Source organism: Gallintestinimicrobium propionicum, from assembly GCF_025567525.1.
GTDB lineage: Bacteria > Bacillota > Clostridia > Lachnospirales > Lachnospiraceae > Gallintestinimicrobium > Gallintestinimicrobium propionicum.
Window position 1 is genome coordinate 389,090 of the sequence record NZ_JAOQJY010000001.1, and the last position, 14,181, is coordinate 403,270.

At 49.4% G+C, this 14,181-nt stretch carries 13 protein-coding genes; 5 read left to right on the forward strand and 8 right to left on the reverse strand.

Annotated features, from left to right (window positions below; translation table 11 throughout):
* Positions 1-50: 50 nt before the first annotated feature.
* On the reverse strand, positions 51-953 hold the full coding sequence (locus OCV62_RS01790; RefSeq protein ID WP_021915558.1) for an Abi family protein: 903 nt from the start codon (positions 951-953) through the stop codon (positions 51-53).
* Between the two features lie 137 nt (positions 954-1,090).
* Positions 1,091-1,963, reverse strand: a complete 873-nt coding sequence (locus tag OCV62_RS01795; protein ID WP_262584836.1) for an AraC family transcriptional regulator — start codon at positions 1,961-1,963, stop codon at positions 1,091-1,093.
* A gap of 168 nt (positions 1,964-2,131) precedes the next feature.
* Here OCV62_RS01795 and OCV62_RS01800 point away from each other — a divergent pair, with 168 nt between their 5' ends.
* The 4 genes from OCV62_RS01800 (at position 2,132) to OCV62_RS01815 (ending at position 6,145) form a co-directional block, all read left to right on the forward strand.
* Positions 2,132-2,923: a sugar phosphate isomerase/epimerase family protein gene (locus tag OCV62_RS01800; protein ID WP_262584837.1), complete on the forward strand. Its 792-nt coding sequence runs from the start codon at positions 2,132-2,134 to the stop codon at positions 2,921-2,923.
* A 98-nt stretch (positions 2,924-3,021) separates the two neighbouring features.
* Positions 3,022-4,224, forward strand: a complete 1,203-nt coding sequence (locus tag OCV62_RS01805) for a Gfo/Idh/MocA family protein (protein WP_262584838.1) — start codon at positions 3,022-3,024, stop codon at positions 4,222-4,224.
* On the forward strand, positions 4,221-5,231 hold the full coding sequence (locus tag OCV62_RS01810; RefSeq protein WP_262584839.1) for a Gfo/Idh/MocA family protein: 1,011 nt from the start codon (positions 4,221-4,223) through the stop codon (positions 5,229-5,231). The genes OCV62_RS01805 and OCV62_RS01810 overlap by 4 nt, the downstream gene beginning before the upstream one ends.
* 53 nt (positions 5,232-5,284) lie before the next feature.
* Positions 5,285-6,145, forward strand: a complete 861-nt coding sequence (locus OCV62_RS01815; RefSeq protein ID WP_262584841.1) for a sugar phosphate isomerase/epimerase family protein — start codon at positions 5,285-5,287, stop codon at positions 6,143-6,145.
* Positions 6,146-6,248: 103 nt separating this feature from the next.
* Here OCV62_RS01815 and OCV62_RS01820 read toward each other — a convergent pair whose 3' ends face one another.
* Positions 6,249-7,619 (reverse strand): alpha-L-fucosidase, encoded by a 1,371-nt coding sequence (locus OCV62_RS01820; protein WP_262584842.1) that lies wholly within the window; start codon positions 7,617-7,619, stop codon positions 6,249-6,251.
* A gap of 226 nt (positions 7,620-7,845) precedes the next feature.
* Positions 7,846-8,379 carry a nitroreductase family protein gene (locus OCV62_RS01825; protein ID WP_330667182.1) on the reverse strand — a complete coding sequence of 178 codons (534 nt, stop codon included), beginning with the start codon at positions 8,377-8,379 and terminating at the stop codon, positions 7,846-7,848.
* A 266-nt stretch (positions 8,380-8,645) separates the two neighbouring features.
* On the opposite strand from OCV62_RS01825, the gene metF reads away from it, so the two are divergent.
* Positions 8,646-9,500, forward strand: coding sequence for a methylenetetrahydrofolate reductase [NAD(P)H] (gene metF / locus OCV62_RS01830; RefSeq protein WP_262584843.1), 855 nt, complete (start codon positions 8,646-8,648; stop codon positions 9,498-9,500).
* 152 nt (positions 9,501-9,652) lie between these two features.
* Here metF and OCV62_RS01835 read toward each other — a convergent pair whose 3' ends face one another.
* The 4 genes from OCV62_RS01835 to OCV62_RS01850 all read right to left on the reverse strand — a co-directional run bounded on the left by OCV62_RS01835 (position 9,653) and on the right by OCV62_RS01850 (position 14,143).
* Entirely contained in the window at positions 9,653-10,663 is a 1,011-nt protein-coding gene (locus tag OCV62_RS01835; RefSeq protein ID WP_117960081.1) for an NAD(P)H-dependent glycerol-3-phosphate dehydrogenase, read from the reverse strand.
* A 43-nt stretch (positions 10,664-10,706) separates the two neighbouring features.
* On the reverse strand, positions 10,707-11,366 hold the full coding sequence (gene plsY / locus OCV62_RS01840) for a glycerol-3-phosphate 1-O-acyltransferase PlsY (RefSeq protein ID WP_262584881.1): 660 nt from the start codon (positions 11,364-11,366) through the stop codon (positions 10,707-10,709).
* The gene (der, locus tag OCV62_RS01845) at positions 11,366-12,703 is read right to left on the reverse strand and encodes a ribosome biogenesis GTPase Der (protein WP_117960080.1); all 1,338 of its coding nucleotides are present in this window, start codon (positions 12,701-12,703) and stop codon (positions 11,366-11,368) included. The genes plsY and der overlap by 1 nt, the downstream gene beginning before the upstream one ends.
* 99 nt (positions 12,704-12,802) lie before the next feature.
* Positions 12,803-14,143, reverse strand: coding sequence for a DUF512 domain-containing protein (locus OCV62_RS01850; RefSeq protein WP_118762214.1), 1,341 nt, complete (start codon positions 14,141-14,143; stop codon positions 12,803-12,805).
* Positions 14,144-14,181: the final 38 nt, after the last annotated feature.

Genomic DNA, 14,181 nt, shown 5'->3' on the forward strand with positions numbered 1-14,181 from the left:
TGGTTCTATCAACAGCAGTATATGCAGATATATGAAAAGTATGAGCCCTATTAAAAATGGCTTTTCCAGTCGGATGGAAAATTTAGTCTTCGCAAATCGCAAACATCAGAATATTCCTTCAATAACCGTTTGGAATCTGCCGCAAAAGTCGTCCAGGAATCATCGGTTGGACGAAGATACTTCATAGAAAGCATAATCTGATATAAACCATTATATCGGGGATGCGGCTGGATGATATCAGAATAAATAAGTTGTGGTCTAGTGCTGATGGTGCGGTTGTAAATACGACCGTTGTGGGCACAAATATTTCGCATTATAGAAACAGCCTGAATCCAGGATGTAAACATATCTTTTGATGGATGAATAGCTTGTCCCTTGCTGTTTTGAAATTTATAATTTTTAATCAGCTCAGAAAATGCGCTGTCACCGCCGGTTTTCATATTTTTGATGATTTTTGATATGGTTCCGAACGACATTACCTCGACAACTGCCCATATGGGAACCGCTCCATCGTGATTATTGAAGTTATGCTCTATGAAAACATCATTTGAACGACTGATTTCAGCTGCAATAGTACTCTGATTTTTCCAGAATGTTTTCTTATCTTTAAATACAGAGGGATCGTTTAAAACGAGAGCATCCTGGGTGATCTGGAACGCATTAACAAGTCGTGATCTTAACGCAACTTCAATTTGTGATAAATAGCGGAACAATAAATGGGACAGCTCTGTATCAAAATGGTACAATTTTATAACATCAGACAGGGTTGTTCCTTTTATATACTTTTTGGTTGCGGGATCAATAAGATGAAAGCTGTATCCCTTCAATCGATAATAACCAATCGTTGTTAATGCCATTTCAGCTGTGTCATTTGCGTCGATTACCATTCCAGCGTCCTTGAGTTTTTGGATTAGTTGTGTAACGGATAGAAAATTCTTAGGATATGTATACATGGCTCACCTCCCTCTGGGTATAAAAAGTCCCGCCGGGTTGCGCATTCTTGCAAAACAAGACTAAGCGTGGCGGGTTCTGTTAAGTATATTCTACCTGAGAGAAACCTGTCTGTCAATGTTTTTGGGATGAAATTCAGTTACTCCAGCTTCTCCAGCATCTCCCTGTACTCTTTCGGGGAAATCCCATATTCCTTCCGAAATGCCCGGTAAAAAGCGGAATAATCCCGAAATCCAAACACCGGGTAGACGCTCGTGATCTTATCGCCGCTGCGGATGGCGCTTTTGCAGGCATCAAGCCTTTTTTTCAGAATATACTGATGTACGGAAATCCCCGTCTCATCCTTGAACACATGGGAAATATGATATTTGCTCACATGAAAGATGCGCGAAAGCTCGTTCAGATCAAGGTTTTCTTTTAAATGCTCTTCTATATAATCCATCATCATTTCATACAGTCCCTGCATCGACCGCTCCCGGATCGGGTGCTCCTGTGCGTATGCCTCGCGATTTAAATGCAGCACAAGTTCACCAATACAGAGCGGAATCTTCGCATCCTTTCCAAACCTGTCCTGCCGCATCTCTTCTAAAAGCCGGAGTACCTTTGCCTGCGTTTCCCGAAATGCGATCTCCTCCTGATGCAGCACATATTCCTGACGCTTTGTCGCCCGCTCAATCAGATACCCATAGCTGTCTGACTGTTTTTGCAGCTGATCTGCATAACTACAGCTGATCCAGAACACAAACCGTCGGTACGGCTTATGTGGATTCTGGATGATCGCACAGTGCGGAATCTGAGGCGGAATCAGGATGATATCTCCGTACTTGAGCAAATAGGAACGCTCTCCGATCTTCATACAGACGTCCCCTTCCAGGAAAAAATAAAATTCATAATAATCGTGGGAATGCGTCCGCACCTCTGCCATCCCGCTATCGCTGTAATAATAAACTTCAAAATCCTGCGCCAGCATGTATTGGCGCGTGACAAATCTGCTCTCTAATTCTTTTTTCATAAGGCGTCCTTTCTGTAATACATCAAATTCTTTTACCACAAAACTAGCACGAAATCGCAACTTTTACAATATAGCCAACTTCTCTTACAATCGTCTTTCTGCTATAATGAGGCTATCATAGGAATGCATGATATTCAGACAGCAACCATTGAAAGGGGGAACTTTCTCATGCTACAGACAGGGGCACAGCTCTACACCGTCCGCAGCTACACACAGACGATCGAAGACTTTACCTGTACCATTCAAAAAATCGCTGACATCGGTTATAAAGCCGTCCAGCTTTCCGCCGTTTCCAAACAGATTAAGCCGGAGCAGATCCGTGAAATTTGCGACCGCGCGGGCATTTCCATTGTCCTGACCCACAGCGATCCCGAACGGATTCTGCACGATACCGACGCGCTCATCAAAGAGCACGATATCCTCGGCTGCAACTATATCGGTCTTGGCTGCATGCCGGACAAATACCGCACCAAAGAGTGGCTTTCCCACTTTATTTCCGATTTTAAAGAGCCTGCGAAAAAAATCGCGGCGGCAGGAAAGCTTTTCATGTACCACAACCATAACCTCGAGTTCGAAACTTTTGCCGCGGAAAATCTTCCAAATGCTGCGCCCAACCGCCGGATTTTGGAATATCTCCTCGAGGGCTTTGCACCGGATGAAATGGGAGTCACGCTCGATACTTACTGGGTTGCGGCAGCAGGCGCGGACGTCTGTGACTGGATCTCGCAGATGAGCGACCGGATTCCCTGCGTCCACTTAAAAGATATGAAGGTAAAAAACTGGCAGCCGGTCATGGCTCCGGTTATGGAAGGCAACTTAAACTTCTCCGCTATTTTCCATGCGCTGGAAGCTTCCAACTGCAAATATATGCTCGTTGAGCAGGATGACTGCTATGGGGAAAGCCCCTTCGACTGCTTAAAGACCAGCTATGAAAATCTGGCAAATGCTGGCTACCGCTAAATCAGATTTTCATCCGGCAGCAAATGCCTACTGCCGGAGTTGAATCGACACAGGCGAATTTTGCATTACCGAAATTTCTGTATCAAGAGGAGGTACTTATGAATCAGGTAAAACTTGGCATCATCGGACTTGGAAATATGGGCAGTGGCCACTGCAACAACATCCTCGCCGGACTGACGCCCGAAATCAAACTGACCGCCGCTGCAGACCTGCGGCAGTCCAGACGCGACTGGGCAAAGGAGACGCTGCCCGATGACGTCGTTCTTTTTGAAAACGGCGACCAGCTGATCGAATCCGGTCTGTGCGACGCCGTTATCATCGCAACGCCCCACTACGAGCATCCGCGCCTTGCGATCCTCGCATTCGAACACGGGCTTCATGTCATGAGTGAAAAGCCCGCAGGCGTTTATACCAAGCAGGTTCGCGAAATGAACGAAGCTGCCATCCGCTCCGGCAAAGTGTTCGGCATGATGTTCAACCAGCGCACCAACTGCGTTTACAGAAAGATGCATGAAATGGTACAGAACGGCAAATACGGTCAGATCAAGCGCGTCAACTGGATCATCACCGACTGGTACCGCACACAGGCTTACTATAACTCCGGCGGCTGGCGCGCAACCTGGGACGGCGAAGGCGGCGGCGTGCTGTTAAACCAGTGCCCGCACAACTTAGACCTCCTGCAGTGGATCTGTGGACTCCCCTGCCGCGTCCGCGCCTTCTGCCACAACGGCAAATGGCACCAGATCGAGGTCGAGGACGATGTAACCGCTTATCTCGAATTTCCGAATGGCGCAACCGGCGTTTTCGTCACGACCACGGCAGATGCTCCCGGCACGAACCGTTTTGAAATCACTTTGGAACGCGGAAAACTCGTAGCAGAGCATGACAAACTGACGTTCTTCGAGCTCGAACAGAGCGAACGTGACTTCTGCTTTACGGCAACAGGCGGCTTCGAACAGCCCGCCGGACATGAGGTCACAATCGAACTGGACGGCAAAAATCCGCAGCATGTCGGCGTATTGAACGCTTTTGCAGGCGCGATCCTGCGCGGCGAACCGCTCGTTGCAGACGGAACCGAGGGCATCCGAGGTCTGGAGCTTTCCAATGCGATGCACCTTTCCTCCTGGACAGACCAGACGGTTACCCTGCCGATCGATGAAGCGCTTTTCCTTGAAAAATTAAATGAGCACCGCAAAGCCTCCAAAGTCAAAACCGAAGTGACCGAAGCGACGTTCGATACCTCTGACAGCTATGGAAGCAAGGTTTCAGACAATACCGACAAAGGAGGCGTAAAGGCATGAAAACCTGTCTGGTTGGCTGCGGTGGTATCGCCGCCGTACACGGCAGCGTCCTGACCTCCGGCATTGATACGGAATTTGTCGCTGCCGCCGATATCAAACCCGAAAAAGCGCAGAGTTATGCGGAAAATTTCCATACCAAGCCCTATCCGTCCCTCGAAAGCATGCTTGAAGCAGAAAAACCGGATGTCCTGCATATCTGCACGCCGCACTATCTGCACGTTCCGATGGCGATTTATTCCCTGGAACGAAATATCAATGTCTTTATGGAAAAGCCGCCTGCGATCTCTTTTGACCAGCTCGAAGAGCTGAAAAAAGCTGCTGCAAAATCTGAGGCACAGCTCGGCTTCTGTTATCAGAACCGCTATAACGCCAGCATCCGCGCAGCAAAGGATCTGATCGACTCCGGTAAAGCCGGAAAAGTCCTCGGCGCACGCGCGTTCGTAACCTGGTGCAGAGGCGCAGCTTATTATACCGAAAGCGGCTGGAGAGGCAGCTTAAAAACCGAGGGCGGCGGCGTTTTGATCAACCAGTCCGTCCACACACAGGATCTGCTCTGCTTTTTGCTCGGCGACCCGACTACGGTCGATGCAACGATGACCAACCACCATTTAAAAGACGTAATCGAAGTCGAGGATACGCTCGAAGCCTATATTGACTTTAACGGCGTCCATGCAAGCTTCTATGCGACGACCTCCTACTGCGCAGACGTCGCACCGCTGATCGAAATCGCCTGCGAAAATATGACAATCCGCGTGGAAGACCCGCACGTCACGGTATATCCCAAAGACGCTGCGCCTTATCAGCTTTCCGTCGAAACGCTGCCCCCGATCGGCAAGAGCTACTGGGGCACCGGGCACACCGCATGCATTTCGGATTTCTACCAGTCACTGCGCGACAACCGGCGCTTTAGCTTAAACCTGGAAACAATGGAGCCGAGCATCCGGCTGATGCTTGGAACGTATGAATCCGCCCGCAGCGGACACAGTGTAACACTCATCGAACAATAGAATGCACGCTGTCTCTCCGCCCCACACAACAAAAAACAATGAGGTAACCCGTCATGAACACACAACATAAACTGCTCTCTTCCTGCCCGGTCAGCTGCTTTGCTGACGAAATCGCGGAATCCTTAGACCGCCAGATCGAAGTGCTTTCCCGGCTCGGCATTTCCTACGTCGAGCTGCGCAGCGCGGACGGCATAAATGTATCCGATTTTACGATGAATTTTGCAAAAGAGGTAAAGAAAAAGCTCGATCAGGCAAATATCCGCATTTCCGCCATCGGCTCTCCGATCGGCAAAATCGGAATTGACGATGATTTCGATGCGCACCTGCAGAAGCTTTCCCATACGGAACAAATGGCAGACATCTTCGAAACGCCCTATATCCGTATGTTCAGCTTCTATATCCCGGAAAACTATGCTGCGGCAGACTGCCGCTCCGAGGTGCTTTTCCGGACGGAGGCGATGGTTGCAGAGGCTGCGCATAACAATATCACCCTGCTGCATGAAAATGAAAAAGGTATTTACGGCGACAACGCGTCCCGCTGCCTCGACCTGATGCAGCAATTTGCAGGGAAGCACTTCTCCTGCACGTTCGACTTTGCGAACTTTATCCAGTGCGGTCAGGATCCGTTAGAGGCTTATGAAATGCTCTCCCCCTATATTTCCTATGTCCACGTCAAGGACGCGCTCTTTGCTACCAGCGAAGTCGTTCCGGCAGGCACAGGCGACGGACATCTGCCGGAAATTTTCCAAAAGCTCGACGCTTCCGGCTATCACGGCTTTTTAAGCCTCGAGCCGCATTTAGCCAATTTCAGCGGTCTCGCAGCATTAGAACACAACGCTGCGATTCGCACCGAAAACAACACGGAAAAGGCGTTCTGCGTTGCCTGGGAGGCATTCCAGAAGGTGCTGGGATAACATCAAAGAGCTGCCCATACGGCAGCTCTTTTTTGTGGCATCTTATCTCACAGAATTAAACCTGTATTCCTCCTTGATCCGGCGAAGTCTATCTGCAGTTTTCTTAATAGATTTTAATGTCTTTTAAGAATACTTCATCCCTCGCCGCAGTGATCTGTACCTGAATCTGACAGATGCGGTCTTCCATGTCGTTGATCAGCGGGTTCTGCTCGCCGAAGGGATTCTGCAGCTGGCAGATTTTGCGGTTTCCGATGACAGTGCCCTGATACAGCGGATACTGATTGCCGCTGCCGGACTGCGCCGTAATCCGAAAGCCCTCTACGCGCTGACCCTTGGTCAGATCTTCCCGCAGCGAAACATAGCGGATCTGTGCGGTGGGTTGCTTTAAGGAAATCGTATAGACCTTCTGCGTTTTGGGACTTTCCTCTTCCCGGATTTTGACATCCAGCTCAGTGCCGAACTCTTCTTGCAGCAGCGCGCCGAACTCTTTGAGACGCTTTACGTCCCGCTCATCAATCCGTCCGTCTGTGTTAGGCGGCAAATTCAGATGCATACACGCATTCGACCCGACACTTCCCAGATAGGTAGTAAACAGGCGTTCCAGGGAGTGCGGCTCCTCTTCCAGATGCCAGAACCAGCCCGAACGGATAGACATGTTGATCTCCGTAGGCGTAAAGGTCAGACCCTTCGTGTAGAGAATATTCGGCATCGTTCCTAACTCCTGTTCGGTATTGTAAATCCAGGAAAGGCTTCCTTCCTCCGCCATCGGTCCGGGACCCGTCTGCACCCTGCCCAAATGACACAGTTCGGACGGGATGACCGCCCATTCGGAATGTCTCGGTTTACCGGCTTCGTTGCCGCACCACCGGATGTCCGGTCCGAAATCGTTAAAAATAACCGCATTGGGCTGATATTTCCGGATCAGCTCAATATAACGAGGAAAATCGTATACCTGTTTTCTGCCGTTTAGACCTTCTCCGCAGGCGTTGTCAAACCAGACATAAAAGATGTCGCCGTACTCTGTCAGAAGCTCCGTCAGCTGGTTGCAGAAATAGTCGTTATATTCCGGCGTCCCGTAGCAGGAAGCGTTCCGATCCCACGGAGACAGATAAAATCCGAACTTGATGCCGCCCCTTTTACATGCTTCGGCAGCTTCCCGGACAACGTCTTTTTTGCACGGGCTGTTTTTCACGGAATGCTCCGTATATTTGGAAGGCCAAAGGCAAAAACCGTCGTGATGCTTTGCTGTCAGCACCATTCCCTTCATGCCTGCTGCCTTGATCGCTTCCACCCACTGATCGCAGTCCAGATTTTCAGGATTAAAAATAGATTCCGGCTCGGTTCCCTCTCCCCATTCCCGATTCGTAAAGGTATTTACTCCAAAATGAATAAACGCATAGCTTTCCAGCTCATACCAGTCCAGCTGGCGCTTCGACGGCACAACATGGGCCGCTTCCTGTAAAAATTGAATCATTCCGTTTCTCCCTCTGTAATTTTATGTTTCATTCACTTCTGCCCTATTATACAGGCTGTTTGACATTTGCGTACTTTCTTTTTTAAGATTTCCATCTGTCCGATGCCACAGACTTTCCCTTCTTTTAAAACAGGCACCGTATCGACTGCGGCGCCTGCTTCCGCAATTATTACAAAATCAGCCCCAGTTCCTATCGTTCCAGATAAGAACCGGGGCTGTTCTCTCCTTACACTCTTACGATGTAATCGTTCTTTCTCGGCTTTGCCTCCGGCAGCGGACCGTCCGCATAGCCTAAGATACAGCAGGCAACGCCAGCATAGGTATCTGCAATTCCCCATTCTTTCATCAGTGCTTTGCCTTCTGCGCTTTCAAACATCTCCTTTGCGCGGTTGATCCAGCAGGAGCCAAGCCCGACTGCATAAGCAGCAAGCATCAGATTGCCCATCACGAGCGAACCGTCCTGCAGCCATGTTCCGGCATTTGTATCTGCAAAAACGATCACTACAGTAGGCGCTCCATAAAACGGATCGGAATCTGCTCCCATAACCGCCCCGTTCATTTTGGAAAGCTTTGCAATCAATTCTGGCTCCTGAATCACAACCATCTTCGCGGGCTGACGTCCCATTCCGGACGCCGCATAAGTTCCAGCCTCCAGAACTGCATCCAGCTCTTCCTTCGAGATTTGTTCTTTCCGATAAGAACGCACGCTTCTGCGTTCTTTGATACTCATCAGTGTTTCCAGTTTCATACTATCCTCCATTCCGCAGGCGCTTTGCGCCGAAGGAATCGCGAGCAGAAGTTCCAGTTCTGCTCTGCGATCCTAGCTACTTTGTGACGCCTGCGGCACAAATAGCTGTGAGAAAAATAAGCGATCACGCTTATTTTTTTCACTATCCTCCATTCATTTTTGCTTATGCCAAGCTTGAATTACAGCTAAGTTCATGGTACGATATTTAAGATCCAAAATCAAGCGGTTCCTGAACTCAGGTTTGTTTGATGCATACTACAGAAAAGGATTTCTTACCTATGATTAAAGATTTATTTTCCCAGAAACAGACCCTTTCTTTTGAGGTATTTCCTCCCAAGAAGGACGACGAATTTACAAACGCGCAGAACGTCCTGCATCAGCTTTCCGAGCTGCAGCCGGATTTTATCAGCGTAACCTACGGCGCAGGCGGCAGCCGTTCCAAACGCACGGTGGAGCTGGCTTCCTTCATCCAGAACAGTCTCCACATTCCGGCAGTTGCCCATATGACCTGTGTCGGCTCCTCCAAAGAGGACATTCTCACCGTTACTGATGATATGAAGCAGGCGGGTCTTTCCCATGTACTGGCGCTTCGCGGCGACAGACCGACCTGGATGGATGATGCACAGTTTGAAAACCGTGCTTTTGCCCATGCTTCCGATCTGACTCGCTTCTTAAAGGAGCATACCGATCTGGAAGTCGCAGGCGCATGCTATCCCGAAAAGCATTTCGAAGCAGAAAGCCTTGACAGCGATATTGCTTACCTGAAAGAAAAGCAGGAAGCAGGCGCAGCGTTTTTCATCACTCAGCTGTTCTTTGAAAATGACAGCTTCTACCGTTTCCTGGAAAAGAAAAACCATGCAGGCATTACGCTTCCGGTCTGTGCAGGCATCATGCCGATCACTTCCGCAAAGCAGCTCGGCACGACGGTAACCCTCTCCGGCTCTTCCGTTCCGAAAGAGCTGGCCGACATCATTGCGACTTACGGAGAAAACCCGGAAGACATGAGAAAAGCCGGTATCGATTATGCGATCCGCCAGATCCTCGACTTAAAGCAGCACGGTGCAGACGGCATCCATATTTATTCCATGAACAAGCCTAAGACAACACGCACGATCGTGGAAGCGATCCGATAAGAAGGAACCTTCTAAATTTCCTTTCGGAAATTCAGAAGTAGCGCAAAAAAAGAGAGCCTCCGGCTCTCTTTTAAATAGAACCTTCTAAATTCCCTAACGGGAATTCAGAAGTAGCGCAAAAAAAGAGAGCCTCTCGGCTCTCTTTTTTTGCTTCATTCCCACTCTGTATCGGAGATTTCTACTTTTTTATCCCGCAGCATCAAATCTGCCACTGCTTCCTTTGCGGGCTTTCCGCCGAACAGCACCAGATTGACCTGCTCGATGATCGGCATCGATGTTTCGTACTTGTGTGCCAGACCCAGGGCTGCCTTTGCAGAATACACGCCCTCAACGACCATCTTGACTTCGTTCATGGCCTCTTCCATCGTGTATCCTTTTCCGATCAGGATGCCTGCGCGCCGGTTTCTCGAATGCATGCTGGCACAGGTTACAATCAGGTCGCCGATTCCGCTCAGTCCAAAGAACGTCTCACGGCGTCCGCCCATCGCAGTGCCCAGGCGTGCAATTTCCGTGATACCTCGCGTAATCAGTGCAGCCTTGGTGTTATCACCGTATCCTAAGCCGTCTGCAACGCCAGCTGCCAGCGCAACGACGTTTTTGAGTGCTGCACCCAGCTCGATACCAAGCACATCCGGGCTTGTATACACGCGGAATACCGGGTTCATAAAAATGCTCTGGATTTTTTCCGCAATTTCTTTTTTCTTAGAACCGACAACGATCGTCGTAGGGATTCCCTTGCCCACCTCTTCTGCATGGGATGGACCGGAAAGTACCGCCACCTCCGCCTGTGGAACCTCTTCTTCAATGATCTGAGAAAGCGTCATCAGCGTGTTTTCTTCCACGCCCTTTGCAACGTTTACGATGATCTGTCCCTGTGCTGCCACATCCTTTAACTGATGCGCCGTGCTTCTGGTAAACGGGGACGGAACTGCCAAAACGAGCAGATCCATACCCTCCACAGCAGCCTTTAAATCTGTCGTGAATACCACACTGTCATCCAGAATGACTCCCGGCAGCTTGGAGGTCTGTTCATGCTTTTCCTGCAGCATCGTAATCTCATCTGCAAGTGCGCTCCAGACCGTTACCTGATGTCCGTTATTTGTCAAAAGCCAGGTCAACGCAGTGCCCCAGCTGCCTGCACCGATCATACCGATTTTTGCCATAGTTATTTTACCATCCTACTCTAATTTATATCTGCTTTGTTTCTTAGTTCAGCGCTTCTTTATTTTTCTTAAAAAGATAGGTCTTGCGTTCTGTACCGGAAAGCAGACGTTTGATATTCTCCCGGTGCTTCCAATACGCCATTGCCGTCAGAAACGCCGCGATCACATACATCTCAATCCGGTGTTCGACCGGCATGGAAAACAGATCCATCTGTCCCATAATCACCATCTCGATCAGGAATCCTGCATAAACCAACAGGGAACCGAGGGAAACATAATGCGTCAGCAGGAAGGTACCGAAAAACAGGATCACACCCATTGGGATAAATGCCGGATGGATCGCCAGGATCAGGCCTGCTGTCGCAGCAATGCCCTTGCCGCCCTTAAAGCCTAAATAAAACGGATAGTCGTGTCCCAGAATCGCACCGAGTGCCGCATACATCGCAAGCAGATAATACATATCCTCATGTACACCGCCAGCAAACAACAAGCGCACTGCTGCGATTGCCAGGATACATTTTAAAATATCTCCTGCCAGTACGATCAGTCCTGCCTTTGTACCGAGCACGCGCAGCGTATTTGTCGTTCCCGCATTGCCGCTTCCGTAATTGCGGATATCGATTCCATGCAGCTTTCCATAAATATAGGCAGTCTGAAACAGACCGAACAGATAGCCGATGGCTACACAGACCAGACGTTCCATCATTCGTTATTCTCCTTCCTCTCTCTGATAATAAATTTCAGAGGTGTTCCGCGGAACCCAAACGCCTCGCGGATTTTATTTTCTATATATCTCGTATACGAGAAGTGCATCAGTTCTTTATCGTTGACGAAAATAACAAATGTCGGAGGCTTTACCGATACCTGCGTAATGTAATACAGCCGCAGGCGCTTTCCCTTGTCCGTCGGAGGCTGCTGCAATGCAACCGCTTCCGCCATAATTTCATTCAATACGCCCGTTGCAACCCTCAGCGCATGGTTCTCAATGACTGCATCAATCGTCTCAAACAGCTTGGGCAGACGCTGCCCGGTCAGTGCAGAAATGAAAATAATCTCTGCATACGGCATAAAGGAAAGGGTGTTTCGGATCTTTTCCTGGAAACGATAAATCGTCTTATCATTTTTCTCGATGGCGTCCCACTTGTTGACCGCAATGATCATGCCCTTGCCCCGCTCATGAGCAATTCCGGCAATCTTGGCATCCTGCTCGGTCACGCCTTCTTCCGCATCGATGACAAGCACGACGACATCGGCGCGCTCTACCGCGCTGACGGTGCGGACGATCATATAGCGCTCCAGCTCTTCTTTAATTTTATTTTTGCGTCGAAGACCTGCCGTATCAATGAAGATGTACTCTTTTCCGTTATGCACTACCTCGGTATCCACCGCATCCCGCGTTGTACCTGCAATATTGGAAACGATCACCCGGTTTTCACCAATCAAGCGGTTAATAATGGACGATTTGCCGACATTCGGTTTTCCGACAATCGCAATTTTCGGACGATCATCCTCCTCTTCCATCTCTGCATCTTCAGGGAAATGACGTACAACTTCGTCCAGCATATCGCCGATCCCCATCCGGTTTGCCGCAGAGATCGGCCACGGATCACCGATTCCCAAATTATAAAACTCATAGACATCCGCCATGTATTTCTGGAAGCTGTCTACTTTGTTGACTACCAAAACCACCGGCTTGTGGGAACGGCGCAGCATATCCGCTACCTTGGAATCTGCATCCACCAATCCCTGCTTGACATCTACCATAAACAGAATCACGTCCGCCGTGTCGATGGCGATCTGTGCCTGCTCCCGCATCTGGGACAAAATGATGTCCCCGGAATCCGGCTCGATACCGCCGGTATCAATCAGGGTAAAATTTTTATCCAACCACGAAATGTCCGCATAAATACGGTCTCTTGTAATGCCCGGTGTATCCTTTACGATGGAGATCATCTCTCCCGCCAGTGCGTTGAACAGTGTCGATTTTCCGACATTGGGTCTGCCAACTACTGCAACGATTGGCTTTCTTTTTCTTGCCATATATGCTCCTTTCCTTATAACGGACAACATTTCTCCCGCCTGTCCTTTGGCAATGCGCTGATTTTTCTAAACTGCACAGCTGCAATTTCCGGACTGGGGTTAAAATTCGCCCAGCAAACTTTCCGTAAAATCATATCCGCTTGATTTTACAATATTCACGGGTACTTGTAAAGCGCTGGAAATATCCTCAACCGTATAGTCGTCCAACAGCACCCTTTCGCCGCTTCGAAGGACGTTGATCGGCAACAGCAGCTCTTCGCCCAGATGCTCGCCCTTTAACTGCGCCATGATATCCTGTCCGGTTAAAAGCCCTGTTACCGTAATCCGTTCCCCAAAAAAGTCGTTGCGGATCGGATGCACATGGACGCAGAGCCCCGGAAATTCTTCCTCCATCCGTCTCGCCATCCGTTCGATATAGGGTGCGACAATTCTGCCGGTTACTGTAGAAATTTCCCGCTTTCTGTGATTCCAGCGCTCCATCGCGCCGCTTTTTCGAAGCTGCCGCAGGGAATCTTCAAATTCCTCCAGCAAAAGTCGTATCATGCCGACACCGTTTTCCAGCTGCAGATACCCGTCGTAGTTATCCTCGTCCGGAATCTCCTCTTCCGCCAGGATATACCATTCGTCGCTGGCATGGATAAAATGCAGACCGTACTCGGGAAAAAGCTTTTCCTGCCATTTGTGGATCGTCGCAAGCACCTGCTGCGCTTCTTCTTTTGTAAAGGGCTCCAGAGGATACAGCCCCTCCCGGTATTTCGACAGTCCAACCGGCACAACCGACACGCTGCGCAGATGCGGCAAATATTTCGACATGTCGGAAATACTGCGTTCCAGCTCTGCACCGTCGTTGACTCCCTTACATAAAACGATCTGGCCGTTCATCTCGATGCCCGCCTCGTAAAAGCGATCGACCTTTTTGAGCGCGTCGCCTGCAAAACGGTTGTGCAGCATCATGCAGCGCAGCTCCGGATTTGTGGTCTGAAAGGAAATATTGATCGGAGACATATGATATTTGATCACACGTTCCACATCCTTGTCAGACATGTTTGTCAGCGTCACATAGTTGCCCTGCAAAAAGGAAAGACGCGAATCGTCGTCTTTAAAATACAGTGTTTCCCTCATTCCCTTCGGCATCTGGTCGATGAAACAGAAAATACATTTGTTGCTGCAGGAACGGTAATCGTCCATCAGTCCGTTTTCAAACTCGACCCCCAGATCCTCCGCGTAATCCTTATCGATCTCCAACAGCCATTCTTCCCCGGACGGCTTGGCGATCAGCACCTCCACATACTCTTCCTCGATCATATATTGATAATCAAAAATATCTTCTACCGTTTCACCGTTGATCTCCAGCAGGCGATCTCCGGGTTCTATCCCCATCTCCTCTGCGATGCTGTCCGGTTTTACAGTTTTAATCAAATGCCCTTTTTGCTTCTTCATGAACTATCCTACTCCTGCATGCTTTCTGATCGGAAATT

Bases quoted from the DNA above. Each gene is read 5' to 3' on its own strand.
- OCV62_RS01820 (WP_262584842.1), bottom strand. From the start codon at position 7,619: ATGATTCAATTTTTACAGGAAGCGGCCCATGTTGTGCCGTCGAAGCGC.
- OCV62_RS01800 (WP_262584837.1), top strand. From the start codon at position 2,132: ATGCTACAGACAGGGGCACAGCTCTACACCGTCCGCAGCTACACACAG.
- OCV62_RS01850 (WP_118762214.1), bottom strand. From the start codon at position 14,143: ATGAAGAAGCAAAAAGGGCATTTGATTAAAACTGTAAAACCGGACAGC.
- OCV62_RS01795 (WP_262584836.1), bottom strand. From the start codon at position 1,963: ATGAAAAAAGAATTAGAGAGCAGATTTGTCACGCGCCAATACATGCTG.
- metF (WP_262584843.1), top strand. From the start codon at position 8,646: ATGATTAAAGATTTATTTTCCCAGAAACAGACCCTTTCTTTTGAGGTA.
- OCV62_RS01815 (WP_262584841.1), top strand. From the start codon at position 5,285: ATGAACACACAACATAAACTGCTCTCTTCCTGCCCGGTCAGCTGCTTT.
- OCV62_RS01810 (WP_262584839.1), top strand. From the start codon at position 4,221: ATGAAAACCTGTCTGGTTGGCTGCGGTGGTATCGCCGCCGTACACGGC.
- der (WP_117960080.1), bottom strand. From the start codon at position 12,703: ATGGCAAGAAAAAGAAAGCCAATCGTTGCAGTAGTTGGCAGACCCAAT.
- OCV62_RS01805 (WP_262584838.1), top strand. From the start codon at position 3,022: ATGAATCAGGTAAAACTTGGCATCATCGGACTTGGAAATATGGGCAGT.
- OCV62_RS01835 (WP_117960081.1), bottom strand. From the start codon at position 10,663: ATGGCAAAAATCGGTATGATCGGTGCAGGCAGCTGGGGCACTGCGTTG.
- plsY (WP_262584881.1), bottom strand. From the start codon at position 11,366: ATGGAACGTCTGGTCTGTGTAGCCATCGGCTATCTGTTCGGTCTGTTT.
- OCV62_RS01790 (WP_021915558.1), bottom strand. From the start codon at position 953: ATGTATACATATCCTAAGAATTTTCTATCCGTTACACAACTAATCCAA.
- OCV62_RS01825 (WP_330667182.1), bottom strand. From the start codon at position 8,379: ATGGAGGATAGTATGAAACTGGAAACACTGATGAGTATCAAAGAACGC.